The 24,798-nt window shown below is 73.0% G+C and carries 20 protein-coding genes and 1 pseudogene; 15 read left to right on the top strand and 6 right to left on the bottom strand.

Annotation, left to right across the window (positions count from 1 at the left end):
- Window positions 1–2,759 (top strand): ATP-binding protein (locus ABGA99_RS36010; RefSeq protein ID WP_347584259.1); only part of this gene is annotated, 2,759 nt, incomplete at its 5' end.
- Window positions 2,756–3,517: a response regulator gene (locus tag ABGA99_RS36005; protein WP_347577066.1), complete on the top strand. Its 762-nt coding sequence runs from the start codon at window positions 2,756–2,758 to the stop codon at window positions 3,515–3,517. The genes ABGA99_RS36010 and ABGA99_RS36005, both read left to right, overlap by 4 nt.
- Window positions 3,518–3,572: 55 nt before the next feature.
- Here the strand turns inward: ABGA99_RS36005 and ABGA99_RS36000 are convergent, their stop codons facing one another.
- Window positions 3,573–4,622: a hypothetical protein gene (locus ABGA99_RS36000; RefSeq protein WP_347584258.1), complete on the bottom strand. Its 1,050-nt coding sequence runs from the start codon at window positions 4,620–4,622 to the stop codon at window positions 3,573–3,575.
- A gap of 118 nt (window positions 4,623–4,740) precedes the next feature.
- Here ABGA99_RS36000 and ABGA99_RS35995 point away from each other — a divergent pair, with 118 nt between their 5' ends.
- From ABGA99_RS35995 to ABGA99_RS35970, 6 genes are all read left to right on the top strand, one after another.
- Complete coding sequence (locus ABGA99_RS35995) at window positions 4,741–5,592, top strand: DUF4132 domain-containing protein (RefSeq protein ID WP_347577064.1); 852 nt, start codon at window positions 4,741–4,743, stop codon at window positions 5,590–5,592.
- Entirely contained in the window at window positions 5,582–9,271 is a 3,690-nt protein-coding gene (locus ABGA99_RS35990) for a hypothetical protein (protein ID WP_347584257.1), read from the top strand. The genes ABGA99_RS35995 and ABGA99_RS35990 overlap by 11 nt, the downstream gene beginning before the upstream one ends.
- Window positions 9,272–9,679: 408 nt before the next feature.
- The gene (locus tag ABGA99_RS35985; RefSeq protein WP_347577062.1) at window positions 9,680–9,976 is read left to right on the top strand and encodes a DUF1876 domain-containing protein; all 297 of its coding nucleotides are present in this window, start codon (window positions 9,680–9,682) and stop codon (window positions 9,974–9,976) included.
- Window positions 9,977–10,097: 121 nt separating this feature from the next.
- Window positions 10,098–11,030 carry a pyridoxamine 5'-phosphate oxidase family protein gene (locus tag ABGA99_RS35980; RefSeq protein WP_347584256.1) on the top strand — a complete coding sequence of 311 codons (933 nt, stop codon included), beginning with the start codon at window positions 10,098–10,100 and terminating at the stop codon, window positions 11,028–11,030.
- 562 nt (window positions 11,031–11,592) lie between these two features.
- A complete protein-coding gene (locus ABGA99_RS35975; RefSeq protein WP_347584255.1) occupies window positions 11,593–12,048 on the top strand; it encodes an HAD-IA family hydrolase in 456 nt (151 codons plus the stop codon).
- A complete protein-coding gene (locus ABGA99_RS35970; protein ID WP_347577059.1) occupies window positions 12,045–14,450 on the top strand; it encodes a glycosyl hydrolase family 65 protein in 2,406 nt (801 codons plus the stop codon). The genes ABGA99_RS35975 and ABGA99_RS35970 overlap by 4 nt, the downstream gene beginning before the upstream one ends.
- Window positions 14,451–14,507: 57 nt before the next feature.
- Here the strand turns inward: ABGA99_RS35970 and ABGA99_RS35965 are convergent, their stop codons facing one another.
- Together ABGA99_RS35965 and ABGA99_RS35960 are read right to left on the bottom strand one after the other, a co-directional pair.
- Window positions 14,508–15,182, bottom strand: a complete 675-nt coding sequence (locus tag ABGA99_RS35965) for a CBS domain-containing protein (RefSeq protein WP_347577058.1) — start codon at window positions 15,180–15,182, stop codon at window positions 14,508–14,510.
- Window positions 15,183–15,204: 22 nt separating this feature from the next.
- A complete protein-coding gene (locus ABGA99_RS35960; RefSeq protein ID WP_347584254.1) occupies window positions 15,205–16,077 on the bottom strand; it encodes a universal stress protein in 873 nt (290 codons plus the stop codon).
- Between the two features lie 298 nt (window positions 16,078–16,375).
- On the opposite strand from ABGA99_RS35960, the gene ABGA99_RS35955 reads away from it, so the two are divergent.
- Window positions 16,376–17,563, top strand: a complete 1,188-nt coding sequence (locus tag ABGA99_RS35955; RefSeq protein WP_347584253.1) for a GAF domain-containing protein — start codon at window positions 16,376–16,378, stop codon at window positions 17,561–17,563.
- A 30-nt stretch (window positions 17,564–17,593) separates the two neighbouring features.
- Here the strand turns inward: ABGA99_RS35955 and ABGA99_RS35950 are convergent, their stop codons facing one another.
- From ABGA99_RS35950 to ABGA99_RS35940, 3 genes are all read right to left on the bottom strand, one after another.
- The gene (locus ABGA99_RS35950) at window positions 17,594–18,301 is read right to left on the bottom strand and encodes a response regulator transcription factor (RefSeq protein WP_347577055.1); all 708 of its coding nucleotides are present in this window, start codon (window positions 18,299–18,301) and stop codon (window positions 17,594–17,596) included.
- Window positions 18,298–19,056 carry a CBS domain-containing protein gene (locus tag ABGA99_RS35945; protein WP_347577054.1) on the bottom strand — a complete coding sequence of 253 codons (759 nt, stop codon included), beginning with the start codon at window positions 19,054–19,056 and terminating at the stop codon, window positions 18,298–18,300. Before ABGA99_RS35945 ends, ABGA99_RS35950 begins: the two co-directional genes overlap by 4 nt.
- Window positions 19,057–19,286: 230 nt before the next feature.
- Entirely contained in the window at window positions 19,287–20,192 is a 906-nt protein-coding gene (locus tag ABGA99_RS35940) for a peptidoglycan recognition protein (RefSeq protein ID WP_347584252.1), read from the bottom strand.
- Window positions 20,193–20,341: 149 nt separating this feature from the next.
- Here ABGA99_RS35940 and ABGA99_RS35935 point away from each other — a divergent pair, with 149 nt between their 5' ends.
- The 6 genes and pseudogenes from ABGA99_RS35935 to ABGA99_RS35910 form a co-directional block, all read left to right on the top strand.
- A complete protein-coding gene (locus ABGA99_RS35935) occupies window positions 20,342–20,914 on the top strand; it encodes a GNAT family protein (RefSeq protein ID WP_347577052.1) in 573 nt (190 codons plus the stop codon).
- A gap of 237 nt (window positions 20,915–21,151) precedes the next feature.
- A pseudogene (locus ABGA99_RS35930) lies at window positions 21,152–21,295 on the top strand (alpha-L-fucosidase); the annotation flags it as partial.
- 116 nt (window positions 21,296–21,411) lie between these two features.
- A complete protein-coding gene (locus tag ABGA99_RS35925; RefSeq protein WP_347577051.1) occupies window positions 21,412–22,863 on the top strand; it encodes a WGR domain-containing protein in 1,452 nt (483 codons plus the stop codon).
- Window positions 22,864–23,363: 500 nt separating this feature from the next.
- Entirely contained in the window at window positions 23,364–24,110 is a 747-nt protein-coding gene (locus ABGA99_RS35920; RefSeq protein WP_347577050.1) for a ScbR family autoregulator-binding transcription factor, read from the top strand.
- A 144-nt stretch (window positions 24,111–24,254) separates the two neighbouring features.
- A complete protein-coding gene (locus tag ABGA99_RS35915) occupies window positions 24,255–24,449 on the top strand; it encodes an acyl-CoA carboxylase subunit epsilon (RefSeq protein WP_347577049.1) in 195 nt (64 codons plus the stop codon).
- Window positions 24,450–24,526: 77 nt separating this feature from the next.
- Window positions 24,527–24,798 (top strand): carboxyl transferase domain-containing protein (locus ABGA99_RS35910; RefSeq protein ID WP_347584260.1); only part of this gene is annotated, 272 nt, incomplete at its 3' end.

The raw sequence follows: 24,798 nt of genomic DNA, 5'->3' as shown, positions 1-24,798 counted from the left end.
CGGACAACGTCAACTTCATGGCGTCGAACCTGACGTCGCAGGTGCGGAACATCGCCCAGGTCGCCACCGCGGTCGCCAACGGTGACCTTTCCAAGAAGATCGACGTCGACGCGCGCGGCGAGATCCTCGAACTCAAGACCACCCTCAACACCATGGTGGACACGCTGTCGTCGTTCTCCTCCGAGGTGACCCGGGTGGCGCGCGAGGTGGGCAGTGAAGGCCGCCTCGGCGGCCAGGCGCGCGTCGAGGGCGTGTCGGGCAACTGGAAGCGACTGACGAGGAGCGTCAACGAACTGGCCCTGAACCTCACCACACAGGTGCGCGCCATCGGCGAAGTGGCGAGCTCGGTCGCCAAGGGCGACATGTCGCGCTCCATCACCGTGGAGGCGCAGGGCGAGGTGGCCGAACTGAAGGACAACGTCAACCGCATGGTGTCGAACCTGCGGGAGACGACCCGTACCAAGGACTGGCTGGAGTCCAACCTGACCCGCATCGCCGGCCTGATGCAGGGCCACCGCGACATGGTGGAGGTCGCCGACCTGATCCTGCGCGAACTGGCACCGCTGGTGAACGCGCACTCCGAGCTGTTCTTCCGGGTCGACACTGCGGCGCCGGACGGCGAGGGCCTGGAGCTCATCGCGGACTACGGGGTCGGCGGCCGCGGCCGGGACGACCTCCAGTCGGAGTCGCCGATCCGCGGGCTGATCGCCCAGGCCGTGCAGCAGAAGCAGCGGATCCTGATCGAGGACGCCCCGCAGGACTACGTGACCGTCGAGTCCGGCCTGGGCTCGGCCCCGGCCTCCAGCATCCTGATCCTGCCGATCCTCTTCGAGGACCGGCTGCTGGGCGTGATCGAGCTGGCCTCGTTCAGCAAGTTCAACGAGATCCAGCTGACGTTCGTCGACCAGTTCGCGCACACCATCGGCGTCTCGTTCAACACCATCCTCGCCAACGCCCGCACCGAGGCGCTGCTGTCGCAGTCGCAGCGGCTGACGTCGGAACTGCGCACCCGCTCCGAGGAACTGCAGCAGTCCAACGCCGAGCTGGAGGAGAAGGCGTCGCTGCTGGCCACGTCGTCCCAGTACAAGTCGGACTTCCTGGCGAACATGTCGCACGAGCTGCGCACGCCGCTGAACTCCCTGCTGATCCTGGCCCAGTTGCTCGCCGACAACGCCGACGGGCGGCTGTCGAACCAGGAGGTGGAGTTCGCGAGCACCATCTACCAGTCGGGCTCGGACCTGTTGCAGCTCATCAACGACATCCTGGACCTGTCCAAGGTGGAGGCGGGCCGGACCGAGGTGCGCCCGCAGCGGATCCCGCTGGCCAAACTGCTCGACTACGTGCGCGCCACGTTCCGGCCGCTGACGATCGACCGGGGACTCGGTTTCGAGGTGATCGTCGGCGACGACGTGCCGTCCGAGCTCTACAGCGACCAGCAGCGCATCCAGCAGGTGCTGCGCAACCTGCTCTCCAACGCGGTGAAGTTCACCAGCAGCGGCGGGGTCGAACTGCGGGTGGAGCGGGCCCCGTCCGAGGAGTTCGAGGAGGATACGCTGCGCGACGCGGAGGCGGTGGTCGCGTTCTCCGTGAAGGACACCGGTATCGGCATCCCGGCCGAGAAGCTGGACGTGGTGTTCGAGGCGTTCCAGCAGTCCGACGGCACCACCAACCGCAAGTACGGCGGCACCGGGCTCGGCCTGTCCATCAGCCGGGAGATCGCCGGCCTCCTCGGCGGGCGTATCGACGCGGAGAGCGAGGAGGGCGTGGGCTCGCGCTTCACCCTGTACGTACCGGCGCAGTTGCCCGGCAAGGCGCTGGCGGCCGCGTCGGGGAGCGCGACGCCGGCGCTCGAACCGGCTGAGGTGCGCCGGCCGGGGAAGAAGCAGGCCGCCGCGGAGCGGGGCGAGAAGCGGGACGGCCGGGCCGAGGCGCCGGAGATGCCCGCGGCCCGCGCTCCCTCAGCCGCCGCCGAGGGCGAAGCGGCCCGGACCACGGCGCGGCCGCCGGGTCGCGAAGCGGCGGGTCCCGAAGCGGCGGGCGTCGAGGCGGTGGGTCCCGAGGCGGCCGGTACGGAGGCCCCCGCGGAGCGGGAACGGACGGACACCTGGCCGGAGACGACCCGGCTGCGGCAGTGGCTCAGCGGCCGGCCCGGCCGGGTGCTGACCGGACGGCACGTTCTCATCGTGGACGACGACATCCGCAACGTCTTCGCGCTGACGCACATGCTGGGCCGGGTGGGGATCTCCGTGAAGTACGCCGAGAACGGCCGCGAGGGCTTCGACGTCCTGGACCGCTCCCCGGAGATCTCGCTGGTGCTGATGGACATCATGATGCCGGAGGTCGACGGCTACGAGGTGATCCGGACCATCCGCGCCACGCCGCGCCTGGCCGGTATCCCGATCATCGCCCTCACCGCCAAGGCCATGCCGGGCGACCGGGAGAAGGCCATCGAGGCCGGTGCCGACGGCTACGTCCCGAAGCCGGTCAACGTCGACCGGCTGCTGACGGCGATCTACGAGCAACTCGACGCACACGACCGGCGCGCGGGCGGCCGCCCGGCCGGCGCCGGCGGCCCCACGGACTCCGGTGCCGGGGACACCGCGGTCGCAGACGCCGGAACCCGCCCTGGCGCGGGGCCGGAAGAGAACCGGCCCCGCCCGGCGGCGGGCCCTGACGGCGACTTGCGCGGCGACTTGCGCCGAGACCGGCCCGGCGATTCGCGCGGCGACGACCCGACGGCACCGGGACGTGCCGCATGACCGCCCCCGCCACACCGACGCCCCCACCCGTCCCGGACCCGGCCAGCATCCTCATCGTCGACGACATGGAGGAGAACCTGGTTGCGCTGGCGGCCGTACTCGGTCCCCTCGGCCAGCGCGTGGTGTTCGCCCACTCCGGCGAGGAGGCACTGAAGGCGATGCTGCGCCAGCAGTTCGCCGTCGTCCTGCTCGACATCCTGATGCCGGGGATGGACGGCTTCGAGACCGCCGCGAACATCAAGCGCCTCGACCAGACCAAGGACGTCCCGATCATCCTGCTCACCGGCCAGGGCATCGACCCCGACTACGCCTACCGCGGCTACGCGGTGGGCGCCGCCGACTTCCTGTCCAAGCCGATCGAACCCTGGATCCTGCGCACCAAGGTCAACGTCTTCCTGGAGCTGTACCGCAAGAACCGGCAACTGGCCGTGCAGGCCGAGCAGTTGCAGCGCATGCTGATCACCGACCAGAGCGGCGGCGCCGACTTCGGGGAACGGCTCAGCGACGTCACCTGGCGGTTGGTGCAGGTCGAGTCGCTGCTGCGGGAGAGGGCGAGTCTCACCGGCCCTGCCCTCGCCGACCAGGTCAAGAACCTGGAGGCATCGGTACGCAACCTCACCCGGCAGGCCGGTACGGACACCGGCGACGCCGCCGGACCGGATGCGGACGAACGACCCGCCGACGCCGCGACGTCACCGACCCGCGACAGCACCCGCGACCGGCCCGGCGCCGCCGACGCCCGCCCGGACGCCGCCTGACCCGGGGCCCGGGGCGGGGTCATCGCCTGCCCTTCGTCAGACACCCACCCGGAACTTACGCGGCGGGGCGGTAGCGGGAGAAGAACGGGACCGCCTTGGCCACCTGGACCCGGGTGTTCTCCCGCGCGTCCGCGAAGCCTCGCACCTCGTTCTCCCCGTCCAGGTAGGCCCACGGGATCTCCCGTACGTCCGTGCCGATCAGCTCGAACTGCCGCAGCGCCTCCTCCCAGCGCCCGCAGCGTGCCAGCGCCAGGGCGAGGTGGTTGCGGATACGGGTCGCGGCCGGGTCGCCCGGCTCGTAGCCGGCGGAGACCTCCAGCGTGCGGTCCACCGCCGCGGTCACCCGCTGCCGGGGCACCGGGCCGCGGCCCGCCGGGTGTTCGGTGAGGTACTCGGTCACGGCTTCCACCGGCAGCGCCGCCAGCAGCCGGCCCGGCCGGGCCCGCGCCGCCGCGGTCTCGGCGAAGTCGAACATCTCCTCGTGCGAGCCGTACCACTTGGCGCAGAGGAACTGCAGGGCGTTGGCGTGGCAGCCGTAGTGGTCGGGGTCGCAGTCCATGACGTTCAGCAGCAGCCGGTCGAAGACCGGCCGGGGGGCCTGGGTGCCGCGGGCGTGCTGCAGGGCGACGCGCCAGGGCACCGGGTCGCCGGGGTTGAGCTCCGTGGCCTTGTCGATGACCGGGGTGGCCTGGCCCAGGATCCGGAAGAACTCGGCGAACCGGTCGCGGGAGACGTGCTTGGCCCGCGCGGCGGTCCGCGCCTCCCAGGCGCGGCAGATCTGCAGGCCCGCCGAGACCAGGGCGGCGTCCGGATCGTCGCCGTCCTTCTCCAGCCAGACCTCCAGCCACCGGGGCCGGACCAGGGCGACCTCGGCGAGCTTGTCCACGCACTCGTCGCGCCGCTCCCACGCCCGGCGGCGGCGGGTGTCGGCGAGCAGCTCGCGGGCCGGGGCGTGGTCGCCCTCCCACGCCGCGGAGAGCACCGGCCGCAGCACGGGATCGGGGCGATCGAGGCTCAGTCGGGTCACCGGCGGCAGCGAGGCTCCGACGGAACGCAGGTGGCGGAGCACGCGCGGGAAGGCAAGCACCATGGGGAGACGGGACATGCACCTATGACCACGCGGACACGGCCAGGGTTGTCCGTGACAGATCACGGCTGCGCAACACCTGCCCCGGGCCGGCGCCCCGGAAGGGTTGTCACAGGGGGCTGACACGATGCGGGGCATGTTGACTCCCCTCGTGTGGCATCCCGCCACTCACGACCACGAACTGGCTCTGGACGGAACCACCCTCAGATGCCGTAAGTCCGGCGGCCGCGTTCTGCAGTCGGTCCCCAGAGCCGTGCGCAGCAGCCCGACGGGCGAGGAGCTGTCCGAGTTGCGCGAGCGGTTGGTGCGGCACGAGGAGGAATGCCGGTCCACCGTGGAGTCCTGGCTGCTGGCCGGCATACCGGTGCCCGCCGCCCTGCTGACCCGGGTGTGGCCCGATCCGGGCTGGCGGTCGGTCCTGGAGCACCTCGTGGTGGTCGTCGACGGGCGTACGGGCCTGCTGACGGAGGTGAGCGAGGAGGGACGTACCGGCTTAGTGGACCTGGACGGCACGTCGCACACCCCACCGGTGGGCCCCGTGTCCCTGCCGCATCCGGTCCTGCTGCCGGACGCCAAGAAGTGGCGGCACCTGCTCGACGGCCGTGAGGCCGCGCAGGGCATCCCGCAGCTCGCCCGCGAGGTCCACCGCCGGCCGGACGGCGTCGACCCGGCCGCCACCGGCCTCGACGACTACGCGGGGGGCGAGTTCGCCGAGCTGCGGCACGCCACCGCCCGCGCCGCGCGGTACGGCTTCGTCATGCGCGGCGGGTTCGCGATGGTGCCGGTCGCCGACGGCGGCGTCGGACTGCAGGCGCGCTACTGGCTGGGGGCCGACGACCCCGGCCTGCCCGCCGAGACCGGACGGCTGCTGTGGGTGGACGCCTCCGAACGGCCCGTCGCGCTGGGCCGGATCGGTCCCGTGGCCTGGTCGGAAGGCGTACGCATGGCAGAACTGGTGCACGCGGGGAGGACGACCGATGACCGGTGACCGGATCGCGCTGGACACGGGCCTGGCGCCCGCCGGCACCCCGGGCGGCGAGGCGGTCACCGCCCGCCGCTACACCCACCCGCTCCTCGGCGCCCGCCCCGTGGTCCGGCTGAGCGGACAGGCCGCCGCGCCGGGCGAGGACCGGGTGCTGGCCGCCGCCGGGTTCTCCGCACCCGACGCCGGGCCGCCGGTGTCGGCCGGGTACCGCCAAGAGCCCGGCTACCCGGCATGGGCCGTGCTCCACGACCCCGCCCACGCCGGCGTAGCCCTCGCGGCGGCGCCGGAGATGGCGCACGCCGAGCGGCTGGCCCGGCCCAAGCCGGGACCCGCGCTCGATCTGTACGGACGGCTCGCCACGACGCTGCCCGACTCCCATCTCCCGGCCTACTGGGAACAGGTCGGCCGGGCGTTCATCGCCGCCGGCCGCCACCGGCAGGCCGCGATGATGTTCGGCCGGGCACGCCAGGCCGACCGGCACCTGCCGTCCGTCGACCCGGCCAGACAGCGCGCGGTGTTCCTGGAGTTCGCCCTCGCCGGGGCCTTGTCCGTCAAGGACATCAAGACCTACGTCGCGGACCTCGGCAAGCGCCCGGGCGATCCCGTCGCGGCCTACCGGGAGCTGCGCGAGCTGGCCGTTCGCCGCACCCTCGGCGGCCTGCCGCCCTGGCCCGAGATGCTCAAGCAGCTCACCAAACTCGCCAAGGCCGCCGGCCTCGATGTGGCGGCCGAACACGGATCCGTGCTGGAAGCCCTCGTGGACGCGCCCGCGCTCTGGCGTGCCTCGGACGGCTTCTGGACCTCGCAGCGCAAGGCCTGGCTGGCCGCCGTCGCCACGTCGGACGCGGTGAAGCGGCGGCTGGTGTGGCAACTTGCCGATCTCCCGTACGCGGAGGACATGGACCCCTGGTGGATCGCCTTCCTCGACGAGGCGGACGCCTTCGACCAGCTCGGCGAGGACACCGGCCGGTGGCTGACCGCGATGCTCCGCCGCTACCGCGGAACCGACGAACGTCCGCCCAGGGCCCCCGGGGAGCTGCTGGACCTGCTGCCCCGCCTGGCCGCACGGATCGGCCCGGACGAGGGCCCGCTGCGCCTCGGCAACGGCACCGCCGGGGAGTACCGCATCGACGCGGCGGTCATCGGCGGCTGCCTTGCCGCGGGCATTCCGGTGCCGGACCCGGATCCCAAGCTGCTGCTGGGGCACTGGTGGGAGCACGACCGCGTCGATCTGGCGGCGCTGACCGCCGACGACCGGTTCGCCGCCCCGCTGATCCGTTCCGTCCTCGAAGACAAGTGGTCCGACAAGCGCTGGACGCGGGCGTGGACGATCGAGCCGCTCAGGCCCTTCCTGCGCGGGATCGTCGACGACCGGTTGAACTGCGCCGCTTCCGGCACGCTGCAGAGTGCTCTCGACGCGTTCGACTGGCTCTACGACACGCTGTCCCGGCGGGCGCTGGCGGAGCTGCCGGACCTCCTCGACCGGCTTGCCGCCATCGACCTCGTGGCCCCGCTGACCAGGACGCTCCGCGCGGGCATCCTCGACGAACTGGGCTGGGACGCCCTGGACAAGGCCGCCGGTGAGCTGAAGGGCGAGGACAACTGGTGCCGGGCAAGCTGGCCCATCCTGACCGTGCACGACCGCCGCAAGGCCATCGCGATCGGGCCCGGCGGCCGGATCGCGGAGCACCGGTTCATCGTGCCGAAGGGCGCTGCCCAGTTCGACTACGACGTCCGTGCGGTCTTCTCCCAGGGCGAGTTCCAGGTCTTCCACGCCGTCAACCAGGAGCAGAGCCTGTACTGGTCGGGCGCGCCGGCCGAGATTCACACGGAGCGCGAAACCTCCTGGAAGTGGCGGTACGGTGAGAAGACGCGCGCCGGCTACACCTTCCTGGGGCCCCGCGCCCGCCGGTTCACGGGCCACCGGCTTCTGACCGTGGGCGAACGCCGGGTCGGCCCCGAGGGCCACATGTTCCACGACGGCCGGACGTACTGGTGGTACACCGGCGTGGACAAGGAGTCGCGGGTGGTGCGCCCCGTCGACCTGGTCACCGAGGAGCTCGGCGAGCCGGACCTGCCGGCGTTCCTCGATCCGTCCCTGCTGGGCGAGAACGAGGGCTGGCTGATCGAGCACTCGTCACTCGCCCCGGTCGCCGCCGGCACCGCCACCTCGCCCCTGGGCACCGACGGCAGGCACCTGGGCTTCAGAGTCGTCTACGACCGCGTGACGGGACAGGTCCGCTACCACCGCGTCGACGGCGTCGACGGCATCGCTCTCCCGATGACCGGTTCCCTGCCGCACGCGCGCTGGTCCTCCAGGCCCCCTGTTCCCTGGGGGCTCATGGACGTGCCCGGCACGGACGGGCGACTGCTGCTGGACGGCGGCTACGACGTCACCGCGCGCGACCCGGAGACCGGCGGTGCGCACTGGCGGGTCTACATGATGGACCAGGACTGGATCGTCAACCACGCGTCACCGATGGCCGCGGGCACGCGGCGCATGCCGCCGAAGGCGTTCTGGCACTACCTGACGCCCCGTGACCTTCCGGGCTCGCGGGCGCTGCGGGAGATCACCGAGGACACCGTACGTCCACTGCTGGCGGCGACGGCCACCTCCGCGTCGGAACTGCGGAAAGCCCTCGGTTCCCTGCTGCCCGACGTCCGCAACGAACTGCTCCTGGACGGCCTCGTGGGCTTCTTCCAGGAGACCGACCGCCGGATACAGCACCGCGACCGGCTCATGAAGGTGCTCGACCGGCAGACCCCCCGGCTGCTGGAGGTGCAGGAACCGGACCTGGACGGTGCCCTGGACGGGCTGGTCAGCTTCTCCCACGAGGGCACCGGCGGGATGGTCCGGCAGATCGAGCTGGCCGCGGCGTTCTTCACCGGCTCCATCGACGGCGAGACGGCGATGGCCCACTGGGCGGTCCACGGGAGTCATTACGACTGGACGGAGCTGGCCGGCCGGATCGGCGGCCTCGGCGTGCGTGCCGCCAGCGCCGTCACCCCGGCCGCGCACCGCGCGGCGGTGATCGCGCTGCTGCGCTTCTGGGCCTCCTCGCCCCTGACCGATCCCGGACTGCACCGCGGCCTGCTGGACCCGGGGGAGGACGGGGACGAGAAACCCCCGGTGGCGCAGTCCATCGCGGAGGGCAAGGTGCTGCCGCTGGACATCGCCATGCACTTCGGTGAGTGGTCCCGTGCGCAGGCAGGCAGGAACTACAGGATCAAGGCGTTCCTGCAACGGGGCGAGATGCCCCGGCCGGAGGGGTTCGTCGACATCCGGCCGGTGCCCAAGGGCTGGGCCACCGTCAAGCGGCTGCGCCGGCTGGCCGACGAGTTGGAGCGCCGCGAGCCGGTGCCGTTCGACCCCGACGCGGCGGCCCATCTCGCCGGGGCCGCCGGCCTCGCCCACGCGGAGGCGGCCCTGTGGCTGACCGGCCTGCCCGGAATCGACGCCGGCGGCGTCCGCACCGGTAAGAGCCTCTCGCCCGAGACCCGCGCCGCCCTGGGACTGAAGGTGACCGAGACGGCCGAGGCGTGCGACAGGCTGTGGCGGATGCCCACCGAAGCCCGCCTGGAGCTCTACGACGCGGCGATGCCCAACGACCCGGGACAGCTCTGGAACCCGAAGATGATGGCCGAGCGGCTGGCAGAGGAGCACCGGCAGCGGTCCCTCTGACGGTTCCGGTGCGCTCGGTGAGCGGAGGCGACCGACGCGGCGGTCCCGCTCCTCGGCGGGCCGCCGTACCTCGGAGCCTCCCCATGTCTCACCCGGAGTGAGGGGGGTGTTCCGTTGCGTACGGGCGGGGGTGTGCGGTGATCTCCGTGGCCTCCCGGAGCGTGGCCGGTGAGGGCCGGGCGGTCGGAGGGCGGGGACCTTCGGCCCTGTGATCGGGTGCGGCCACCGTCACAGAGTGGAAGGAGAGGTGCTTTCCCGCCGCGGGCGAGAGCACGGAGCCGGTCTCGAAGAGCCGGCGTCTGCGGTACGTCGCCTGAAGGCCGGCCGCCGCCGCATCTTTGACCGGCGTGAGCACGAGCGGAGTGCACGGCGATGGCGCGCTCCGACCGAAGATGCGGAGGCAGGACGATGACGCACTCCATGAAATGGCAGGTCGGCCTCTACCTCACCGAGGACGAGGGGACGACGACGGCCCGCGTGGTGCTGGACACCGCGACCACGCAGTTCACCGGGTATGGCGACGCGTACAAGAACCCCGCGGACCCGGACGTGCCGGAGATCGGTGACGAACTGGCGGCGGGCCGGGCGCTGGACGACCTCGGCCGGCAACTGATGGATGTCGCCCGGCGCGACGTCGACCTGGTCGCGTCCTCCGGACGGAGCGCCCGCCCGGGGGACGGCTGGCCGTCCCCGGACCGGATGTGAGGAGGCCGAACGCCGTCCTCACCATCCGGGTTCCGAAGGCCGAGAGGGCCGGGGCGCGGCGCATCGAGATCGCGGACTGACCGTCGGCCAGGGCAGTAATTCCGAGAAGGCGGTGGCGATCATGCGAGCTGAACCCGGCGATCGACTCGTCGTCGAGAGTCCTGTCACCGGAGCCGCCGGACGCGAGGGCGAGATCGTCGGAGTCCGCCACACGGACGGCACGCCCCCCTATGAGGTGCGCTGGTCGGACACGCACGAGGTGACCCTCGTCGTTCCCGGCCCCGACGCCCACGTCCGCGGCTCCGGGCACCGGCAGGGGCACACGACCGGGTCCGGCCGGCCGCGTACGGGCGGCCGGGCGCCGGGGCCGCCGAGCGCCGAACCGCGCGCGACCGGGTCCGGCAGGCCGCCCCATCCCGGTGACATCGGCCGCCGCGTGTCGGCGGAGCGCAGACGCCTGGGGCTGACCCGGGAGGAGACGGCCCGCCGCGCCGGAATGGCGCCGGAGTACCTGGCGTACCTCGAAGAACAGGCGGCCGACCCCACGGCGACCTGTCTCGCTCGCCTGGCCGGTGTGCTGGGCACGACCCCCGTCGCGTTGCGCGGCGGCAGCATCGATCTGCCGCCCGGCCAGGGGCCGGCGCTCGCGCACCCCCGGATACGGGAACTCGGCCCCGACGAGTGCCGCCGCCTGCTGTCCGCCTCCGGCGTGGGCCGGGTGGCGGTCTCGACACCGCAGGGTCCCGCGGTGGTTCCGGTCAACTACGAGGTCGTCGACGAGGCGATCGCGTACCGGACCGCGCCGGACTCGGCACCGGCGGCGGCCGTGGGATCGGAGGTCGCCTTCGAGGTCGACCACCTGGACGAGGCCCTGGGCCAGGGCTGGAGCGTGCTGGTCGTCGGACCTGCACGGGTGGTCACCGACCCCGACGCCGTACGGAGACTGGCCGAGGGCGCCCACGCCTCGCCGTGGGCCGGGGGCGAACGCGAGATGTGGGTCTCGATCCGCCCCACGCGCATCACCGGACGCCGCATCACGGAGGACATGCCGTAGGGGAGGGCGCCGCGCTGCGGAACGGTGTCGAGACCGGCGGCGCGCTCCCCATGTGGTCTCAGACGTATCGACATGACCTCGTCCCCGGGGCGGCGTATGTCCGGCCTGCCTGCCGAGGCATCCGGGTGTTGTCGGACGCGGGCGGCCGGCCGCTCCCGGGCAGGTCCCCGCCGCCGTGCCGGTACGGCCGTACGTTACGGAGGAGAGGAGGCGGTTCCGATGACCGCGGCCGCGCCCGGCGAACCGGCCGGCACGCCCCACGCCGGGCTCGTGCCGCGGTGGAACGGCGTGCGCGCCGTGGTGTTCGACACCGACGGCGTCATCACCGACTCGGCCCGGGTCCACGCCGCCGCCTGGCAACTCGCCTTCGACGCCGCCCTGCGCGACCGCCCGCCCGCACGACCCCGCCCTGCGCCGACCGTTCGACCCGGTCGAGGACTACCGGCGGCACGTCGACGGCAAGTCCCGTATCGACGGCGCGACGGACTTCCTCGCGGCCCGCCGGGTGGCTCTGCCCCTCGGCGGGCCCGGAGATCCTCCCGGCACCGGCAGCGTGTGGGAGGTGGCCGCGGCCAAGGAGGCGGCCTTCACCGCCCACCTCGCGGAACACGGCGTGGAGGCGTACCCGGGCACCGTGCACCTGCTGGACCGGCTGCGCCGCGCCGGCGTGCCGTGCGCGGCCGTCTCCGCCTCCCGGCACGCCCGGGACCTGCTGCTCCGCGCCGGCGTACGGGACTGCTTCGCCTGTGTGGTGGACGGCGCCGACAGCGCCCGGCTCGGCCTGAAGGGCAAGCCCGCGCCGGACCTCTTCCTCGAAGCGGCCCGCCGGCTGCGGACGGAGCCGCACGAGACCGCGGTCGTCGAGGACGCCCTGGCCGGCGTCGAAGCCGGCCGGGCCGGTGGCTTCGCCCCGGTCGTCGGAGTGGACCGCACCGGCACCGAGTCGGGCGCCGCGGACCTGAAGCGCTGCGGCGCGCATCTGGTGGTGCGCGATCCGGCGGAGCTGCTCGGCCCATGAGCGACGAGTGGACGTGGACGTACGAGGGCTACGACCCACGTCAGGAACGGCTACGCGAGGCACTCTGCACCCTGGGCAACGGCTACGTCGCCACACGCGGCGCCGTTCCCGAGTCCGGCGCCGACGAGACCCACTACCCGGGTACGTACGCCGCCGGCGTCTACGACCGTCTCACCTCCACCGTCTCCGGACGCCGGGTCGAGAACGAGGACATGGTCAACCTGCCGAACTGGCTGCCGCTGCGCTTCCGCGCCCGCCCGCACGCCTCCGCCCCCGGCCGCTGGCTGACCACCGGAGACGCCGACCCCGCCGCGTACTGGCAGCGCCTGCGGCTGCGTACCGGGGTGCTGGAGCGCGGCGCGGTCTTCACCGACCCCGAGGGGCGCCGGATCGAGCTGGCCGAGACCCGACTCGTGCACATGGGCATGCCGCACCTGGCAGCCCTGCGCACCACGCTGACCCCGCTCGACTGGTCGGGAACGCTGGAGGTCGAGGCGGCGCTCGACGGCTCCGTCACCAACTCCGGTGTCGCGCGCTACCGCTCGTTCGCCGGCCGCCACCTCGCCCGCGTCCACACCGGCGCCGACGACCCCGACACGGTGTGGCTCTGCTGCCGCACCCGCGTCTCGGGCGTACGCATCGCGCTGGCGGCCCGCACCCGGGTCACCGCGGGCGACCTCACCGGCTCGCGGACCGTGCGCCTCGGCGACTGCGGCGTCGCCCGGCTCCTGGCCGTCCGCGCCACGGCGGGCGAGCCGGTCACCGTCGAGAAGACCGCGGCGCTGTACACCTCGCGGGACCCCGCGATCGCCGGCCCGCTCCCGGCCGCCCGCGAACACGCCTCCCGCAGCCCGGACTTCACCGCCCTGCTGGCCTCCCACTCCGCCGCCTGGGAGCGCCTGTGGCAGCGCACCGCACTCGACGTCCCCGGGAAGGCCGGGACCATCCTGCGGCTGCACCTCTTCCACCTGCTGCAGACCCTCTCCCCGCACACCGCGCACCTCGACGCCGGCGTGCCCGCGCGCGGCCTGCACGGCGAGGCGTACCGCGGACACGTCTTCTGGGACGAGCTGTTCGTGCTGCCCTATCTGAACCTCCACCTGCCGGAGGTCTCCCGCGCCCTGCTCGACTACCGTCACCGACGCCTGCCCGCGGCCCGCCGGGCCGCCGCGGCGGCGGGGTACCGCGGCGCCATGTTCCCCTGGCAGAGCGGCAGCGACGGCCGCGAGGAGACCCAGGAGGTGCATCTCAACCCGCGCTCGGGACGCTGGCTGCCGGATCACAGCCGGCTCCAGCACCACGTGGGCCTGGCCGTCGCCCACAACGTCTGGCAGTACGGCCAGGCCACCGGGGACACAGCGTACCTGCACGGCAGCGGCGCCGAGACGGTGCTGGAGGTCGCGCGCTTCTTCGCCGATCTCGCCGTCTGGGACCCGGCGTACGGCCGCCACCGCATCCGCGGCGTGCTCGGCCCGGACGAGTACCACGACGCCTACCCGGATGCCGGCCGGCCGGGTCTCGACGACAACGCGTACACCAACGTCACGGCCGCCTGGGTGCTGGCGCGCGCCCTCGAACTCCTCGCCCGGCTGCCCGGGGCGCGCCGGCGCGAGCTGGCCGGGCGGATGCGGCTGGGGGAGGAGGAGACGACGCGCTGGGAGGAGGTCTCCCGCACCCTTCACGTACCCTTCCACGGCGACGTGATCAGCCAGTTCGAGGGCTACGGCGAACTGGCCGAGTTCGACTGGGACGGCTACCGCAGCCGCTACGGCGACATCCGCCGCCTCGACCGGATCCTGGAGGCCGAAGGCGACACCGTCAACCGCTACCGGGCCTCGAAGCAGGCCGACGTCCTGATACTCGGCTACCTCTTCTCCCCGGCCGAACTGGCGGGCCTCTTCGCCAGGCTGGGCCACCACTTCGACGACGAGCTGTGGCTCCGTACCGTCGACTACTACCTGGCCCGCACCAGCCACGGCTCGACCCTCTCCAGCCTGGTGCACGGCTGGGTCCTCGCCCGGGCCCGCCGCGGCACGGCCTGGGCCTACTGCCTGGAAGCGCTCACCAGCGACGTGGCCGACATCCAGGGCGGCACCACCGGCGAGGGCATCCACCTGGGCGCCATCGCCGGCACCCTCGACATGGTCCAGCGCGGGCTGACCGGCCTGGCCGCCCGCGAGGACGCGCTGTGGCTCGACCCCGTGCCGATGCCGCAGATGTCCGAGTACGTGCTGCGCGTGCGCTACCGGGGCCACCGGAACATCGAACTGCGCCTGTGGTCCGGCCGGCTCCAGGTCACCGTCCCGCAGTCCACGGAGCCGCCGGTGACCCTGGTCCTACCGGATCGCACCGTCACCGTCGAGCCGGGCGAGTCCCGCCGGTTCCGGCTCCCCGGTGCCTGAACGGCCCTCGCCGTACCGATGTCCCGGTGCGCCGCCGGCATCCGCCTCCTCGCGGGCTCAGGCACCGAGCGGAGTGCGGCCCACGTCGTCCACCCGGAAGGACAGGTGGTCCGAGACGCCGACCACGCCGTCCACCGAGTTGCAGAGGCGCACGATGATCGGGATCAGGCTCCTGCTCTCGATCACCCCCTGCAACGTCACCCGGCCGCCCGCCACGCCGACCGACACCTGGGTGGGCGCCAGGCCCACGGTGTCCTGCAGGACGTCGCGCTCGATCTCCTCGCGGATGGCGTCGTCCCTGCGGAGGAAGACCTGCAGGAGGTCCCGGCGGCTGATGATGCCGAGCAGCCGGTCCGTGTCGTCCACCACCGGCAGGCGCTTGATGTGCTGCACCTCCATGAGCTGAGCGGCTTCTACGACGTTCCAGTCGGGGTGGGCGCAGACGGCGGGCGCGGACATCACCTCCTCGGCACGGGCGCCCTGGGCCCTGGCGCGCTCCCACGACTCGAGAGGCGGCAGGGGGACGCGCCCGCCGATACCGGGCTGGTCACTGGCCTTCCGCAGCAGATCGGCCTCCGACACCACACCGATGGGCCGGCCACCGTCGTCGACCACGGGGAGCGCGGCGATCTCGTTCTCGGTCAGCAGGCGGGCGATCTCTTTGAACGGGGTGTCGTAGCGGGCGCTGACGACATGCCGGGTCATCAGATCGCTGACTTTGCGGTGCTGCATTTTCTCTCCCACGCTCGGACTGTCACTCGTGCGGGACGACGGCAACGGGCGCGATGGCATGGTGCATCAGGGCATGCGTCACCGGGCCGATCAGCGTCGGGAACATCAGGTGCTTGTGCGTGCGGCGTCCCCCGACGAGGAGTCGAGCGCCGGCGGCCTCTTCCAGCAGACCCGGCGCCACCTCGCCGTCCAGCAGGACGCGCTCCACCTCCACATCGGGATGGCGGGCCCGCCACCTGCCGAGGGCGGAGGCGAGGTTCTCCTGGGCGACGGCCTTCAGATCGGCGCCGACCTTCGGGTCCGGCAGCGCCGACGGGTAGGCGTAGACGGAGGAGCGCCGCCACATGTGGACCACGCGCAGCGGGCTGCGCGTCCGGTGGGCGGTGGCGAAGGCGAACTCCAGCACGGGGTCGAACCGGTGGTCGAGATCGACCCCCACCACCACGGGGAGATCGTCGTCCGCGGTGTCCGGGTGCCAGTCCTCGCGTACGAGGACGGTGGGCCCGGTGGCGTGCGCGACCACCGGCAACGCCACGCTTCCGGTCATGAAGCCCGACGCCGCGCCGATGCCCCGCGACCCCAGGACGAGAAGTTCCCCGTCCTGCGCCGCCTCCAGAAGTGCCTTCACCGCCGTTTCCGTCGTCGCGCCACCGCTGATCTCCACTTCCGGGTACCGTTCCGCCGTTTCCCGGCATGCGGTGGCGATCCGGTCCCGGACCCACTCCTCGTGCAGTGAGCCGCCGGGGCTGCCCTGGGGGCTCCGTGCCGGTGACGCCTCGGCGTGGACGATACGCAAGGAGATCCGGCGCGAGGCCGCTTCCGCCGCCGCCCACCGGACGGCCGCCATGCTCGGATCCGACCCGTCCACGCCGACCACCACGTGTGGCGTTGTCATTGCTGCCTCCCCGGGGGAGCCGACCGGGCCGCGTCGTGGCGCGTGCACCCGGTCACGGAAGAGCGTCGCGGCATTCGCCGTGCCGCTGCTTCAGGATGCCGCCGCGCAGGTGCGGTCCACGAGGGCCGTACGGGTTGATCGCAGGGACCTTCGGGCACCGATCTGCCCGCCGGGCGGTGGCCGGACCGACCGGGGACCCGTTCACCGTTACGCATGGTGACCGTGCTCCGGAAGCAAGACGGGAAAACTGCCGCTAACGTGAGGAAAGGGGCAAGGAGTGAGGTGCCGCGGAGGGCCCGTGAGTGAACAGAGCGTGAGCCCGGACAGACGCGGCCCGAGCGGGCCGATCCGCCGGCCGGATCCGCCGCGGTTCACCGAACGGTGGCTTGAGGCCAACGCGGACATCACCGCGGGCCTGCTCTCCGGGCTGGAGGAGCCCGCCGTCCTGGAGATGATCGTCGATCGTGCCCGCCGCATTCTGCGGACGGATCTCGGGGTCCTCGCCCTCGCCGAGGGCGACACCGGACTGCTGCGGGTCGCGCTGGCCTCGGGCAAGGAGGCGGAGACGTACCAGGGCGTGCTCCTGCCCCGCCACGGATCGTTCGCGGGAGCCGCCGCCGAGGCCCGAAAACCCCTCACGAGCACCGACCTCTCCCGTGATCCGAGGATCGCCGCGGGGTCGCCCAGGGCACGGACGCTGGGCCCCGCGGTCGCCGTCCCCATGGTCGCCGAGGAGGGGGTCCGGGGAGTGCTGCTGCTCGCCCGCAGCGACCCGCTCGACGTGTTCACCGAGGTGGAGACCGGCCCGCTGCTCGCCTTCGCGGGGCAGGCCGCGATCGCCATGGAACTCGCCGACCGCCGGCGCGACGCCGAGCAGATCGCCCTGCTGAAGGACCGCGACCGCATCGCGCGGGACCTGCACGACCTCGCGATCCAGCGCTTGTTCGCCACCGGGATCTCGGTGCAGAGCGCGCTGCGCTTCGTCGAGCACGAGGAGGCCCGCGCACGCCTGCTGCGGGCCGTGGACGATCTGGACGAGACCATCCGGATCATCCGCTCGACGATCTTCGGTCTCCGCGCCGGACGGGGCAGAGAGGGCAGCGGCCTGCGGGCCCAGGTCGTCCGGGGCGTGGAAGACGCGGTGCCGGCCCTCGGGTTCACCCCGTCCGTCCGGCTGGAGGGCCTCATCGACACGGACGTGCCCGAGGACGTCGCCGACGCCGTCCAGGCGGTGCTGGGGGAGGCGCTCGCCAACGTCGCCCGGCACGCTCGGGCGAGCGCCGCCGAGGTGGTCCTGAGCGTCACCGACGGTACGGCCACGTTGTCGGTACGGGACGACGGCGTGGGCATGCCGCGCGGAGGCCGGCGCAGCGGCCTCGCGAACCTCGCCGACCGCGCGGAAAAGCTCGGCGGACGGCTCTCGGTCGCGGCTCCGCGGGAGGGCGGCACGTGCGTGACGTGGTCGGCGCCCCTCACCCGTCGATGACCGGCCCGGCACGCGGGCGCCCGGTCCACCTCACCCGTCCCGGGTGCCGTCGCCGTCCGGCTGTACGCCGGCCTCCGTGGCGATCACGGCGGCCTGGATGCGGCGCTCCACACCGAGCTTGCTCAGCAGCCGGGAGATGTTGTTCTTGACCGTCTTCTCCGAGAGATAGAGCCGGTCGCCGATCTCCCGGTTGGTGAGGCCGTCGCCGATCAGGGCGAGGATCTCCCGCTCCCGCGGCGCGAGGTCCGCAAGCGGCCCCTGCTCTCCGGAATCCTCGGGCTCGCCCCGGAGGCTGTCCAGCAGCCGGCCGGTCGTGGCCGGATCCAGCATCGACTGCCCGGCGGCGACCGTGCGCACGGCCGCGACCAGGTCGGAGTTCTTGATCTGCTTGAGTACGTAGCCCGCGGCCCCGGCCAGAATCGCGTCCAGCAGCGCCTCGTCGTCGTCGAAGGAGGTGAGCATCAGGCAGGGGAGGTCGGGCATCCGCGAACGCAGTTCCCGGCACACCGCGATCCCGTCGCCGTCCGGGAGCCTGACGTCGAGGACCGCGACGTCGGGCCGGAGCGCGGGGCCGCGGGCCACGGCCTCCTCGGCCGTCGCCGCCTCTCCCGCGACCCGGATGTCGGGCTCGTCCTCCAGCAGGTCCCGCAGCCCGCGCCGCACCACGTCGTGGTCGTCCAGCAGGAAGACCCGGATCGGCGCCGCGGCGGAGGCGGAGAACCCGCCCGGTCCGGTCACGTCGGCTCCTCGGGCGGTGGCGCGATCGCGTCCCCGGGGTCCTCGTCTCCGCCGTGCCCCGGGGCCGCCGCGTTCTCCCGGCCCCGCCGCGCGCTCTCCCCGGGCGGGCCGTCCGGCAGCTCCAGCCGGAACCCGACGTCCACGACGCCTTCCACCGCCCGTGCCATCCGTGCCGCCAGCGGCACGAGCGAGGTGTTGCGGAACCAGCCCGTGAGGGTCACGACACCCTTGTCGACCTCCGCGTGCACCGTGGCCCCGCCGAGGGGGAACAGGGGGTCGATGACCTGCCGCCGCACGTCCTCGGCGATGTCGTGATCGGGCCGGAGGAAGACCTTCAGCAGGTCGCCGCGGCTGACGATGCCGGTCAGGTGCCCCTCGCCGTCCACGACCGGAAGGCGCTTCAAGCGCCGCAGCGCCATGGCCCGCGCGGCCTCCGCGAGGGTGGCGTCGGCCCGTACGGAGACGGCGGGCGTGGTCATGAGGTCCCGCGCGACCACCCCGCCGGCCTTCACGATGCCCTCCGGCCGCCGGGTCCGGTCCGCTACGGACAGCGCGCTGTCGCGGTACTCCTCCTTGTGCAGCAGATCGGCCTCCGACACCACCCCGGTGACACGGCCGTCGCCCTCCAGGACGGGCAGCGCGCTGACCCGCCACTTCCGCATCGTCGCGGCGATCTCCTTGAAGGAAGCCTCCGGCCCGACCGCGACGACCGTGTGCGTCATGACGTCGCTGACCAGATACGGCGAATGGTTCATGACGATCCTCCCGGGGCCGGAACAGGGCACGGGCCGCGCGCCGGATGAGCAAGGTCGAATTACCACGCCGGCAGGGGGGACCTGCTCGTGCGCGCCGGAGTATCACCCGTACGGCGACGGTGTCGGGCCCGTTCGGCCGGGGCTTGGTGCGTGCACCGTGTGAGCCGCGGAGCGGGGGCGTCGAAGGCCGACGGCGCGGCGGCCGCCCGGCCGGCGGACGGCGGGCGGTCTCAGGCACTTCCGGCGGTGCCCCCGATGCGGGCGTGGCCGCTGGGAGCCCGCCGCGCCGCGCCCTCCGCCTTCTTGTTTCGGGGCCGTCCGCCTTCCTTCCGGATCTGCACCTTCGCCTTGCTCTGCAACCGGGCCGCCCCCTTGCGGAGCGTGGGCAGCAGTTGCGCGAGCGCCTTCCCGGGGCAGGTCGTCTCGTACGCGTCGATGTGGCCGAGGACGGTCGGCACGCTGACGGTGGAGCCCTTCGTGAACCGGCTGCTGCTGTTCGAGGAGATGAGCTGGGAGCGGGCCTCGGGGGCGATCCCGGTGAGCCCGAGTTTCCAGGCGATCAGCATTTCCACGGACTTCCGCAGCGCCTTCGGCACGGGCGCGCCCTCCGTGAACGTACCGATCGCGGCTATCCCGGTCGTGCCCGTGTTGATGCCGATGGTGTGTGCCCCGACCACCGGGCGGTCCACCCCGCCCTTGCGGCCCTCGAAGATCGTGCCGCACCTGTCGACCAGGAAGTTGTATCCGAGGTCGCCCCAGTGCCTGGCGACGGCGTGAGTCCGGTACATATCGCGGACGAGATGAGGGCTGTCCGAGCAGTCGTAGTCGTTGGAGTGGCCGGTGTGGTGGAGGACCACGGCGTGCACGGCGTCCGCGTAGCGCGGTTTCTGGTCGAGGAGCTTCGGATCGGCGCGCCACTGCGCACGGGCGACGATGGGGGGCTGCAGCGCGTCGGCCGGGGTGTGCGGACTGGGCGCGGCCTTCGGCGGGCGCTCGCCCGAACCGGGGCCGTCGCCGAAGGACAGGGTCCCGGTGAGGGCCCCCGCGGTCAGGGCAGCCGCCACTGTGGCTCCGGCGCCGGCGACGGCCCAGCGCAGCGGGCGCCGGTGCCGGTAGGGACCGCACACGCCTCTCATATTTTTCCAGCCTGACGGCTCTGCGCCCGCCCCGCCCGCTGGACTGCTCCGTCCGGGGGCTCCGGCGGCCAGGCCGGCCCTCACCGGCCACGACGCCGCCGGCGGATATTCGGTGTGCTGCCCGCCCCTGAGGACGCAGGATGGTCCGCATGACTCTGGCCACTCCCACCCTGCACACGGCTCGCCTGCACCTGCGCCCCTTCACCGAGGCCGACGCGGACCACCTCTTCGCGCTGCACAGCAGCACCCACGTGATGCGCTACTGGGACTCCCCGCCGTGGACCGAACGCGCCCGCGCCGAACGCTTCCTCGCGAGGTGCCGGGAGATGGCGGACGAAGGCACGGGGGCGCGGGTGGCCGTCGACCGTGCTTCCGACGGGGCCTTCGTGGGCTGGTGCGGTCTGACCTCCTTCGACCCCGACTACCGCAGCGCGTCGTTGGGCTACTGCCTCGACCCCCCGATGTGGGGCCACGGCTACGCCACGGAAGCCGCGCACGCCCTGCTGCGGTGGGCATTCGACACGCTGGACCTGAACCGGGTCCAGGCGGAGGCCGATACGCGCAACGCGGCATCCGGCCGGGTTCTGGAGAAGGTCGGATTCGTCCGCGAAGGGACGCTGCGGGAGGACTGCGTCGTGAACGGCGAGGTCTCCGACTCGTGGGTGTTCGGATTGATCAGACGAGAGTGGGACCCGTCGGGCCCCGCGGCCGCGGCCGGCTGAGGGGTCCGGGCACACTGCGCCCGGCAGACGAACGTCCCGTGGCGGCGTCACCGCCGGTGCCGCCGCCCTCGGGCTACCCGCCCTTCCCGTTGCCGCGGTGGGCATCGCGGCGACGACCGGCGAGCACGCCTGCACGTTGAAGATCACCACCCCCCGGGGTGGACCGGTTGCGGCGCGTGAAGCCGGACATGCCCGCGGCCGAGCAGGGCGAGCCCGTCACCGCGAGCGTCACCGGCCCACCAGGTCGTCGGGGGACCGGGCGCACCGGGCGTCGTGTGGATCAGCGCCCCGGCCGCCGCCGACACCGACGGGTCCGCGACCGTCCTGGCCGTGGAACTCGCGGGCGAACTCGACCTCTACCGGGGGCGGGGACGGGACTGATCGCGCGTCCTCCCCCCTCCCGGCCGACGGCGCCGGCGATGTCAGTGGGCCCTTCTACTATGCGCAGTAGTGGGCCCGCCGGAACGGGGCGGGTCCGGCTTGGGGAGGGGACTGCCATGGCTGCCGGTTCTGGGGTGTCGAGGACGTATCTGGAGCTGTCGCAAGACGGCGGCGGGGCGCACAAGTTCTACGAGGTGCACGTCGACGGCCCCGTGGTGACCGTGCGTTACGGGCGCATCGGGGCCGCCGGGCAGACGCAGCGGACCACCTTCGCCACGGGGGAGAAGGCGAAGGCGGCCGCCGCGAAGAAGGTCGGGGAGAAGGTCCGCAAGGGGTACGCGCCCGCCGTGCCGGGGCAGCGGGCCCCGCGTGCGGTGTCCCGGCGGTCGGTGGCCTCCGCACCGTCCACGGCGCGCGCGGTGGCCCCCGTGCTGTGGCGGTTCCGCACGGGCTCCTCGGCGTTCGGCATCCATGTCGACGACGAGCGCTGCTGGGTGGGCAACCAGGCGGGCGACGTCTACACCCTGGACCACGACGGCGGGGTCCTCGCCAGGTTCGGGCTGCCGGACGGCGTGAAGTGCCTGGTCGCCGACGACTTCTGGATCTACGCGGGGTGCGACGACGGCCGGGTCTACGACCTGTCCTCGAAGCTGCCGTTCGCCGCGTACGACATCGCGGCGGACGTCGACATCTTCTGGCTGGACATCCACGAGGGCGTGCTGAACGTCTCGGACCGCGCCGGCCTGCTCACCGTCATCGACCACGAGGACGAACACCAGTGGGCCCGCCGCAGCCGGGGCCAGCACGCCTGGCTGGTCCGCGCCGACGAACGGGCCGTCTACCACGGGCATCACCGGGGCGTCACCGCCTACGCGCCCGACGGCAGCGGCGAGTTGTGGCACACGCCCACCCGGGGCGGCGTCCTGTTCGGCTGGCAGGAGGACGACGCCGTGTACGCGGGCACCGCGCACCACGTCACGCAACGGCTGTCGAAGGCCACCGGTGCGATCGAGGCCACGTACACCTGCGACAGCGCGGTGTACTCGTGTGCCACCTCGCCCGGAGGACGGTTCGTCTTCGCGGGCGACTCGCAGTCCTCCGTCTACTGCTTCGACCGGGACGGCGCCCGGCTGTGGAAGCTCGGCACGGGCGGCGGCTCGGCGCTGTCGATGCAGTACCGCGACGAACGGCTGTACCTGGTGACCACCGACGGCTCGCTGGTGTGCGTGGACGCGAGTGAGGCGGCCGTCTCCGCGGCGGAGCAGGGCACGGTGCCGGTGGCCCGGGACGTCAAGCTCGACGCGGCCCTGCCGACGTACGCACCGGCCACGGCCGTGGCCGCGGTGGACACCGTGGCCCACGCCCCCGCCGGGGCCGTCGTGGTGGAATGCGTCCGGGACGGTGGCCGGGTGCGCGTGCACGTGGTGTCCGACGGCTACCACCCCTCCTGGAACGTCCAGTTCCCGCGCGCGATACGGGAGCCGGGCGCGCGCTACGTCGTGGACGCTCTGCACGCGGCGGCCGGCGGCTTCTACCGGGTCCGGGGAGAGATCCGGCGGCTGCTTTAACCGGAGCGGCCACCGGCCGGCCGGCACCGGGAAACCCCGCGTGGCCCGCCTGCCCATGAGCCGTTCGGCGGCGGCGACTTGTCGCACCGGTCCGGGCGAATTGGTGCGCGGCGGCCCGGCCGGCCGGAGGCGGCGCCCGTGGCCGGAATACGCCGGCAAAGCCGCTGCCCCGGGCGGACGGGCGTCCGGCGTGAGCGCAAGCGATTACCACCGCGGGGTCGGGCGTGAATTCACCCGGGCTTTGCGCCGGCGGGGCCGGGCGTGCGCGATGCGTGGTACTGCCACGAGACCGGCGTACGGGCCGGTCCCGGTCGGTCGAGGACAAGCGACCACGATTGCGGCCGGTCGGTGTGGGATGATCGGAACTCTTCCCGCAACGGGCGGTGGGCTCGCGGCAATCGTGGATGTGCGTTTGGGGGGAAGGCGCGAATCCCCGGTTCCGGCGGCGTCGCCCCCGGTCCCGGACGTGTCCGGGGCAACGTCCACCACAGGAGGTCCTCGTGGCGCGCCAGGAGCGAGCGATCCGTACCCGCGCTCAGATCCTCACTGCGGCTGCGTCCGTCTTCGAAGAGCGTGGATACGAAGCCGCGACCGTCAGTGAGATATTGGCCCGGGCCGGCGTCACGAAAGGCGCCCTGTACTTTCACTTTTTGTCCAAGCGCGCGCTCGCCGAGGGCGTGCTGGCCGAGCAGTTGAACGACATAGACACGCCGGCCAGTGAGTACCGCACCCAGGAAGTCATCGATACGGGCCTGGCCCTCGCCTATCGCGTACGCCGGGATCCGGTCATCAGCGCCCGCGCCTGGCTGTCCCTGGGACAGGAGATGCAGCGGCTGTTCGGCGGCGGCGTCATTCCCGCGTGGCTGGCGGAAACTCGCCGCCTCCTGGAACAGGCCAAGGAGGAAGGCGAATTGCTTCCCCACATCACGCCGGCCGAAACCGCCTGGGTCGTATCCGCGTCCTGGACCGGAGTGCAGGTCTACTCGGCCACGCTGTCGAACGGCGACGACCTGGAGGAGAAGGTGTCGCTGCTCTTCGCCCACCTGCTGCCGTTCATCGCCGCCCCGCACATCCTCGGGAAGCTCGACTACCGTGCGGAGCGAGCGGGGGAGGTCGTCGCCGAGATGGACCGCCGCTACGCGGAGCTGGCCGCGCGCGAGGCGGCGGGGGACACCGGGGCCGTGCAGCGGCTCCGGCGGCGCGGGGAGTCCGAGGAGCCCGGGGGCAGCCTGGCCGCGGGCGTGTGAGCGCCCGGGGGCGCGGCGGTGCGCCGGGCCGGCGCTCGCGTCCCGGCGGAGGCCTGCGGGCGTGCGAGGCGGCGTCGAGCGGGAGACCACCCGTGCTGCACCGAGGGCACCGAACGTGGCGGGAGGACCTCGAGGAGGCAGCCCGTGCGTGACTTGGACGTGGTGAAGGTCGAGCGGGGCTCGGCGGACGCGACGGAACTCGCCGCGCTCACCGTGGCCCTGCTGTCGAGACTGCGTACCGGGGCCGGGCTCTCCGGCGAGTACGTGCCGCATCCCGCGGCCGGTCGGCGCCGGTGGGAGCGCGCCGCCGCCTATCGCGCTCCGCACAGTTGGCAGTGAGGGGACATCTGATGACGACCGTCCAGGAACCGGTACCGGCGCGCCTGCGTACCGAGACCGGAGTCGCCTGCGAGCGGATGCAGCAGTTTCGCCGGATCCGCGAGCAGGCTCATGCGGGGCCGAGTGAGCGGGCGACCGCGGCGCAGAAGGCGAAGGGGAAGCTCACTGCCCGGGAGCGGATCGACCTGCTGCTGGATGAGGGGTCGTTCAATGAGATGGAGGCGTTGCGGCGGCATCGTGCCTCGGGTTTCGGGCTGGAGGCGAAGAGGCCGTACACGGATGGTGTGATCACGGGTTGGGGGACGGTGCACGGGCGGACGGTGTTCGTCTATGCGCATGATTTCCGGAT

Origin of the sequence: Streptomyces sp. B5E4 (assembly GCF_039871555.1) — a bacterium.
GTDB lineage: Bacteria > Actinomycetota > Actinomycetes > Streptomycetales > Streptomycetaceae > Streptomyces.
This window is presented reverse-complemented; position numbering and strand designations above follow the sequence as displayed.